3 protein-coding genes are annotated in these 2,571 nt (G+C 38.2%); all 3 read left to right on the top strand.

The genetic code is table 11. The features are described from left to right. Window positions 1-210: 210 nt before the first annotated feature. The gene (locus tag CWC11_RS16795) at window positions 211-1,398 is read left to right on the top strand and encodes a vWA domain-containing protein (RefSeq protein ID WP_138683597.1); all 1,188 of its coding nucleotides are present in this window, start codon (window positions 211-213) and stop codon (window positions 1,396-1,398) included. Window positions 1,399-1,679: 281 nt separating this feature from the next. Beyond that, window positions 1,680-2,036, top strand: coding sequence for a hypothetical protein (locus CWC11_RS16790; RefSeq protein WP_138683596.1), 357 nt, complete (start codon window positions 1,680-1,682; stop codon window positions 2,034-2,036). Window positions 2,037-2,382: 346 nt separating this feature from the next. Next, window positions 2,383-2,505: a hypothetical protein gene (locus CWC11_RS23540; protein WP_283241012.1), complete on the top strand. Its 123-nt coding sequence runs from the start codon at window positions 2,383-2,385 to the stop codon at window positions 2,503-2,505. Window positions 2,506-2,571 lie beyond the last annotated feature (66 nt).

The following is a 2,571-nucleotide window of genomic DNA, read 5'->3' as shown; positions in this document are numbered from 1 at the left end:
GCGCGAGGTTTGTAACCTAGTGGGCTAAGTAAAAGCCGAGCAACAAAGAGTTAATCGTCCCTAGGACGAACCTTCAGGCAGCGCGTGTTTGGTATTTATGCTGTGTTATCGCCTATTTATGGGGAATAACCACACTACATAGGCTCTGCCTTGCCTAAATACCAAACACACTGCTGCAAATTTAACCTCGAAAGATAAACAGGCCCTTATATGCTAGTACAGTTTTTTTTCACGCTGCGTAAATACCGCCTACCGGTAAGCCTGCGCGAACTACTCGATTTAATTAACGCCTTAGAAAAAGGCGTTATATTTGCCGACGTAGACGCCTTTTACCATTTAGCACGCACCATAATGGTAAAAGACGAAACCCATTTTGATAGGTTTGATAAAGCCTTTAGCGATTATTTTAGCGGTATTGCCGACTTAGACCTGCTCGAGAGTTTAAAGCAACAGCACAACCTACCTGAAGATTGGCTACGTAAAGAGTTTGAAAAACACCTAAGCGATGAAGAAAAAGCCCAACTAAAAGCCATGGGTGGGCTCGACGAGCTTATGAAAACTCTTAAAGAGCGTTTACAAGAGCAACAAAAACGCCACGCTGGCGGTAATAAATGGGTTGGCACTGGTGGTACATCGCCTTTTGGCGCATATGGATATAACCCTGAAGGTGTACGCATAGGCCAAGACGGTAACCGTAATCGCCAAGCGGTAAAAGTGTGGGATAAACGCGAATACAAAAACCTTGATACCGACAGAGAAATTGGCTCGCGCACTATAAAGCTCGCTCTTAAAAAACTACGTAAATTTGCCCGCACTGGCGCAAGCGACACACTAGATTTAAACGAGACTATTCGTGCAACCGCAAAACAAGGCGGCATGCTTGATGTAAAAATGGCACCCGAGCGCCATAATGCCGTAAAAGTATTGATGCTATTTGATATTGGCGGCTCAATGGATGACTACATCCATACCTGCGAAGAATTATTTAGCGCCGCCCACGGCGAGTTTAAACACCTAGAGTTTTACTACTTTCATAACTGTTTATACGAACATGTTTGGCAAGATAACACGCGCCGCCATTCAAATGTAATAGATACTATGACGCTGATTAATAAATTTACCAGCGACTATAAAGTCATATTTGTGGGTGATGCCACTATGGGCCCTTACGAAATAGCTTATGCGGGCGGCTCGGTAGAACATTACAACGAAGAGCCCGGCAGCGCGTGGTTGGCACGAATCACTAACCACTTTGATAAAGTCGCCTGGCTCAACCCACAACCGGTTGAACATTGGCCTTACTATCAATCAATTGATTTTATTAAGCAGCTGATGGATAACAGAATGTACCCATTGAGCTTAGATGGAATAAGTAGAGCGATAAAAGAGCTGAGTTAGAGTGTTAATTTACGAAGGCTCAAAACTAGTAGCGAATCCTCCAGGCGTGAACCTATAACTTTGTTGGGTGGCGCCTTCGGCTTAACCAACCTACCTTTGACGTAGGTCGGATAAGTGGCGAAGCCACGCCATCCGACGATAATGATGAATTAACTAGAAACAACCCGACTTACTGCGCTAACATAAAAAGGCGGCTCGATTACAAAATCTATTCGTTATTCTATCTAGTTATTAAGTAATTAAGGTTATAAAAATTAAAATATTAAAAAAAATGAGTGTTGATGATGAGTGTTTTTTTGTATGTAGTGACGTTATTTATAAGCTTTATTTCTATTGGATATGTATTTTTTGAAAAGTTTCGCTTTGACTTAGAGGCTCCGATTGAAAACTGGGTTAATACTGCTAATTATTTCAACGGCATATTTACCCCACCACTTTTAGCTGTTACTTCTATTTTTATTCTTTTAACTTGGCGAACAAGTAAAAAAGAACTAAAAAGTACTAAGGATCTATTAAATACACAAATTCAAGAGCTAGAATTTAAAAATGAGTTTGACATTTTTTCTGGGCGAATAAAAAATTTATCTTATGAAATAAACAAAGCACCTGAACACCAATTTAAAAATTCATTTATATGAATTTACTTACACATAAAGGGCCTAGTTACTACAGCCCCTTATTTAGAGTATCCATACCTGAAATAGAAAAAAAAGAAAGTAACAAAGAAAAAGAAGAATTAATTCTTAATTACATAAATGATAGTGTCTTTGACTTGGGTAATTCTATCAGCATGTATATAAAGTTAGGGGGTCCTAAGCTGGAATTGAAGGCTATACTTTCAAATCTAGACAATATAGATACAATTTTTAAAGTAATCGTAGGCTATATTTTCATCGAAAGTAAAAAAGGGAGTTTATGGTTCAAGACCTTTCGAAAACAATTGATACTAATTTCTAAAAAAAGCTTAAGAATCAACAAAAACATATGTTTGAAGAGCTAATTTTCAATATCGATAGCGATTTAGTTTTAGATATTGTGGAATTTTTAGCTCTTACAGAGCTTACTGAAGAGCAAAAGGAGCTTTTTAAAGAACTTATTTTTGAATAATTAGGTGTAATTCCCTTTCATACCAAAATGATGTGACATATTAAATGTATTAGTTCAGACAAGATC

Origin of the sequence: Pseudoalteromonas sp. S3178 (genome assembly GCF_005886985.1) — a bacterium.
GTDB lineage: Bacteria > Pseudomonadota > Gammaproteobacteria > Enterobacterales > Alteromonadaceae > Pseudoalteromonas > Pseudoalteromonas carrageenovora.
Note: the sequence above shows the minus strand (reverse complement) of the source record. Positions and strands in the feature narration are given on the sequence as shown.